The sequence below is a fragment of the Dyella sp. 01N36 genome (assembly GCF_056399745.1).
The window spans coordinates 1-4,574 of the sequence record NZ_JBFTRY010000240.1; the positions used below are offsets into that span (position 1 = coordinate 1).

Annotated in this window: 6 protein-coding genes; all 6 read left to right on the top strand. The window is 64.1% G+C overall.

Annotated elements, in window-relative coordinates:
• Positions 1 to 375, top strand: a 375-nt coding sequence (locus AC1DMG_RS20035; protein ID WP_477180974.1) for a 4Fe-4S dicluster domain-containing protein, incomplete at its 5' end; no start/stop codon positions are given.
• Between the two features lie 161 nt (positions 376 to 536).
• The gene (locus tag AC1DMG_RS20040) at positions 537 to 785 is read left to right on the top strand and encodes an FAD assembly factor SdhE (RefSeq protein WP_477176008.1); all 249 of its coding nucleotides are present in this window, start codon (positions 537 to 539) and stop codon (positions 783 to 785) included.
• Positions 757 to 1,212 carry a protein YgfX gene (locus AC1DMG_RS20045; protein ID WP_477176007.1) on the top strand — a complete coding sequence of 152 codons (456 nt, stop codon included), beginning with the start codon at positions 757 to 759 and terminating at the stop codon, positions 1,210 to 1,212. The genes AC1DMG_RS20040 and AC1DMG_RS20045 overlap by 29 nt, the downstream gene beginning before the upstream one ends.
• Before the next feature lie 70 nt (positions 1,213 to 1,282).
• On the top strand, positions 1,283 to 2,530 hold the full coding sequence (locus AC1DMG_RS20050; RefSeq protein WP_441604028.1) for a lipoprotein-releasing ABC transporter permease subunit: 1,248 nt from the start codon (positions 1,283 to 1,285) through the stop codon (positions 2,528 to 2,530).
• A complete protein-coding gene (gene lolD, locus AC1DMG_RS20055) occupies positions 2,523 to 3,233 on the top strand; it encodes a lipoprotein-releasing ABC transporter ATP-binding protein LolD (protein WP_477176006.1) in 711 nt (236 codons plus the stop codon). The genes AC1DMG_RS20050 and lolD overlap by 8 nt, the downstream gene beginning before the upstream one ends.
• A 111-nt stretch (positions 3,234 to 3,344) precedes the next feature.
• The coding region (locus tag AC1DMG_RS20060) for a ComEC/Rec2 family competence protein (protein WP_477180975.1) at positions 3,345 to 4,574 on the top strand (1,230 nt) is incomplete at its 3' end.

The window sequence follows — 4,574 nt, forward strand, 5'->3', positions numbered from 1 at the left end:
GCCTCGATCAAGCCGTGGCTGCGCACGCAGAGCCCGGCACCCGCCGACAAGGAACGCCTGCAGTCGCCGGAAGACCGCAAGAAGCTCGACGGCCTCTACGAGTGCATCCTGTGCGCGTGCTGCTCGACCAGCTGCCCGAGCTACTGGTGGAACGGCGACCGCTACCTCGGTCCGGCCATCCTGCTGCAGGCCTATCGCTGGATCATCGACAGCCGCGATGAGGACACCGGTGCGCGTCTGGACGATCTGGAAGATCCGTTCAAGCTGTATCGCTGCCACACGATCATGAATTGCGCCCGCACGTGCCCGAAGGGTCTGAACCCGGCGAAGGCGATTGCGGAGATCAAGAAGTTGATCGTCGAGCGTCGGAGTTAAGCTGTTGCTCTTTCCCTCTCCCTCCGGGGAGAGGGCAGGGTGAGGGGCGGGTGCTTGAGAAAGCCTTCCTTCGTGCCTTGGTTGAACTGAGGCAAGATTGACCCCTCACCTCAATCCTCTCCCCGGCGGGGAGAGGAAGTCACTAGGAGGCGCCGCGTTTTATGGACGAAGCCCGCATCAAACGCCTCCGCTGGCGCACCCGCCGCGGCACCCGCGAGCTCGACGCGCTGTTCGGTGGCTGGCTCGACGAACGCTTCGCCAGCGCCGACGAGGCCCAGCGCCAGGCCTTCGATGAACTGCTCGACGCGCAGGACCCGGACCTCTGGGACTGGGTGATGGGCCACGCCAAGGCGACGCGTCCCGACTGGCAGGCGATCATCGATGACATCCGCTCCCGCCATCGGCTTTGAATACCGGCCCTCGCGCTGGCTGGGGCGGCTTCTCTGGTTCCTCTCTGCCCTCGCCACACTGGCCGTGTGGATGTGCGCTGCGCCGTGGCCTGCCAGGCTCGCCATCAGCTTCGCCATTGGCCTCGCCCTCTGGCGCACGCTTGCGCGCTGGTCCGACGCACCGCTGCAGGCGGCTGGCTGGGGGCGTGATGGCGGCTGGAGCCTGAGATTGCGGGGTGAGCAGGACGGGGCGGCGACCCTGGCATCGTTTCGGGTGATCGGCGAGCAGCTCGTATGGTTGCGGCTGTCGCTGGCCGATGGGGGGCATGCCAACCTGCTGCTGGCGCCCGACAACAGCGACGCCGATATCCGCCGCCGGCTGCGCATGCGGCTGGCCCAGGTCGAGGCATCGGGCACTTACGCCTCTGGCCGCGGTCCTACGGTTTAGCCGCGTTACAGGCGATAATCGTCAGCATTCGGGCGGCCAGCCCCTTCGATACCCACAAGCGACCGCCCTAATGTTCCGACCGCTAGAGCTTTTTATTGGCCTGCGTTACACCCGCGCCAAGCGTCGCAATCAATTCATCTCCTTCATCTCCACCGTCTCCATCGTCTGCATCGCCATCAGCGTGACCGCGCTGATCACGGTGATGTCAGTGATGAACGGCTTCGACGACGAGCTGCGCTCGCGCATCCTCGGTGCCATTTCTCATGCCACGGTTTCCGGCATGCCGGGCGAAGCCGTGCAGGACTGGCCGCGGGCGGTGAAGATCGCTGGCGCCAACAAGCATGTGCTCGGCGCCGCGCCTTACGTGGAGAGCGAGGCCTTCCTGCAGGCACGCCGTTCCACCGGCGGCTTGCTGCGCGGCATCGAACCGGCGCAGGAGCCCAAAGTCTCCGACCTCGATCAGCACATGGTGGAAGGCAAGCTCACCGAGCTGACGCCGGGCAGCTGGCACATCGTGCTCGGTCGCGAACTGGCCATGCAGCTGGGCGTGTCGGTGGGCGACAAGGTCATCGTGGCCGTGCCGGCATTCCAGTCTTCGCCGATCACGGGCAGCGTGCCGAATCTGCGCACGTTCACCGTGTCGGGCGTGTTCGAAATGGGCATGCAGGAATTCGATTCGGGTCTTGCGCTGGTCAACATGACCGACGCCGAGCGACTCAATCGTTTGGGCGGTCCCACCGGCATCCGTTTGAAGCTCGACGACATGTTCAACGCGCGCGAAGTGGCACGCGAACTTGCCGATCAGCTGGGCCAGGTCTACCGCGTGGATACCTGGATGGACAGCCACGCCAACTTCTTCTCCGCCATCTCGATGGAGAAAAAGGTGATGTTCATCATCCTCTCGCTGATCATCCTGGTGGCGGTGATCAACCTCATCTCGATGCTGATGATGCTGGTGACCGACAAGCAGGCGGATATCGCCATCCTGCGCACGCTCGGATCCACTCCGCGCAGCATCATGGGCATGTTCATGGTGCAAGGCGTGCTGGTCGGCTTTGTCGGCATCGGTTTCGGCGTGGGCCTGGGTTCGCTGCTGTCGTGGAAGCTGCCTGGCATCGTGAAGTGGATTGAACACGTCACCGGCGTCACCTTCCTCTCGCCGGACGTCTATTACATCAGCGAGCTGCCGAGCAAACTGCTGGCGAGCGACGTGGGCTGGGTGGCACTGATCACCTTCCTGTTCTCCTTGCTGGCCACCCTCTATCCCGCTTGGCGTGCGTCGCGCACCCAGCCCGCGCAGGCGCTGCGTTATGAATAAGCCGATGAACTCCGCCAATGACGTGGTAATGCGCGCAAGCCATATCGCCAAGACGTATGAAGAAGGCGATCTGAAAACCGATGTGCTGTCCGACGTGAGCTTCACCCTGAAGCGCAGCGAGACGCTGGCCATCGTGGGTGCTTCGGGCTCGGGCAAGAGCACGCTGTTGCACATCCTCGGCGGCCTGGACACGCTGACGCGTGGCGAAGTGGAAGTGGAGGGACGCAACCTCTCCAGCCTTTCCGACGCCGAGCGCGGCCGCGTGCGCAATCGCTCGATGGGTTTCATCTACCAGTTCCACCATCTGCTGCCGGAATTCACCGCGCTGGAAAACGTGTGCATGCCGCTGTTGATCCGCGGCGTGGCCATCAGTGAAGCGGAACGCCAGGCGGCGGCGCTGCTGGGTCGGGTGGGACTGGGCCAGCGCTTGAATCACAAACCGTCCGAACTTTCGGGCGGCGAGCGCCAGCGCAGTGCGGTGGCGCGCGCCCTGGTGACGCGTCCGGCCGTGGTGCTGGGCGACGAACCCACCGGCAATCTCGACGAAACCAATGCGGCGCAGGTCTACGACTTGATGATCGAGCTCAACCGCGAGATCGGCACCAGCTTCATCCTGGTCACTCACGATAACCGCCTCGCCAAGCGCATGGATCGCACGCTTGAGCTGCACAACGGCAGCCTGGTGGAGAAGATCCACGCCTGACGACCGAGGTCGCCGCAAGGCGGCCTTCGTGTTTGAGGCCTACAGGTTTTTCGGCGCCGTCGTTGCCTCGCACGCATTAACCTGATCCCTTCCGCAGGAAAGGGGACGGCATTGCGCAAGGACGGCGCGCTGGTACCGGCGATCATGTTGCTGCTCGGCGTGCTGGTCGTGCAGTGGCTGGTGGTGTTGCCGTCGGCCTGGTTCTGCGGCGCACTCGCCGTACTTGCATGCATCGTGCTTCGTCTGGGCGCCCATGGGCGTGCACTGGCCTGGTGCCTGTTCGGCATCGCCTGGGCGTGCTGGCGTGGCGGCGCCGCGATGGACGCGCGTCTGCCGCGCGAGCGGGAAGGGCAGGACATCACCGTCGTGGGTCGTGTCGACGATCTGCCAATCGTCGGCAACGACGCCACCGGCTTTTTGCTCAACATCGAACATGCCGCATTCGGCGATACGCTGTTGCCCTTGCACGGACGCGTGCGCGTGAATTGGTATCGCGACGCTCCCCAGATACCACCATGCAGCCGCTGGCAGCTCAGCTTGCGCCTCAAGCGTCCACGCGGGTTGGTTAATCCCGGCGGCGCCGACGGCGAACGCAGCGCACTGGAGCGCCACATCGTGGCGGTGGGTTACGTGCGTGACGGCGAGGATAATCGGCCACTCGAAAGTCCAGGTTTCTGCATCAACCGCGTTCGCGCTGCGATCAGTCGCGGGATCGCTGCGCGTGTGAGCGATCCACACGATGTGGCCTTGCTGCAGACATTCTCCGTGGGTGATACGCGAGGTTTGAGCCAGCACGATTGGGAAGTGGCTCGTGCAAACGGCATTCCACACCTCATCGCCATCTCAGGTTTTCATGTCGGCGTATCGGCGTTGTTTGGCGTGTGGTTCGCGCGCCTGATCTATCTGCTGGTGCCGCGTTGCGGATGGCGACTTCCGAGAGTGCAGGCGCAGGCCATGGCCGCGCTGGCAGCGGCAGGGGTGTACAGCGCATTGGCGGGCTTTGGCCTGCCGACGGTGCGCACCTTGTTGATGATCGCCATCGTGGCGCTGGCGCGATGTTCCCGGCGTCATCCGACGGGAGCGCAGACACTCTCGCTCGCGCTGTTGGCCGTGTTGCTGATGGATCCCTTGTCGGTATTGTCGGCAGGCTTCTGGTTGTCGTTTATCGGCGTGGCGTTCCTGATGGTGAGCCTGTCGATACACGGCAAAGGACTGCGCGGCTTCCTGCACGAGCTGTCCGCCGGTCAGTTGGTGATGACGCTGTCACTGTTGCCTTTGACGATGTGGTTCTTCGGCGAATCGTCGCTGGTGGGGGCGCTCTCGAATCTCATCGCCGTGCCG

Coding starts and splice junctions, on each gene's coding strand:
- lolD (WP_477176006.1), top strand. CDS start 2,523: ATGAATAAGCCGATGAACTCCGCCAATGACGTGGTAATGCGCGCAAGC.
- AC1DMG_RS20050 (WP_441604028.1), top strand. CDS start 1,283: ATGTTCCGACCGCTAGAGCTTTTTATTGGCCTGCGTTACACCCGCGCC.
- AC1DMG_RS20045 (WP_477176007.1), top strand. CDS start 757: ATGACATCCGCTCCCGCCATCGGCTTTGAATACCGGCCCTCGCGCTGG.
- AC1DMG_RS20040 (WP_477176008.1), top strand. CDS start 537: ATGGACGAAGCCCGCATCAAACGCCTCCGCTGGCGCACCCGCCGCGGC.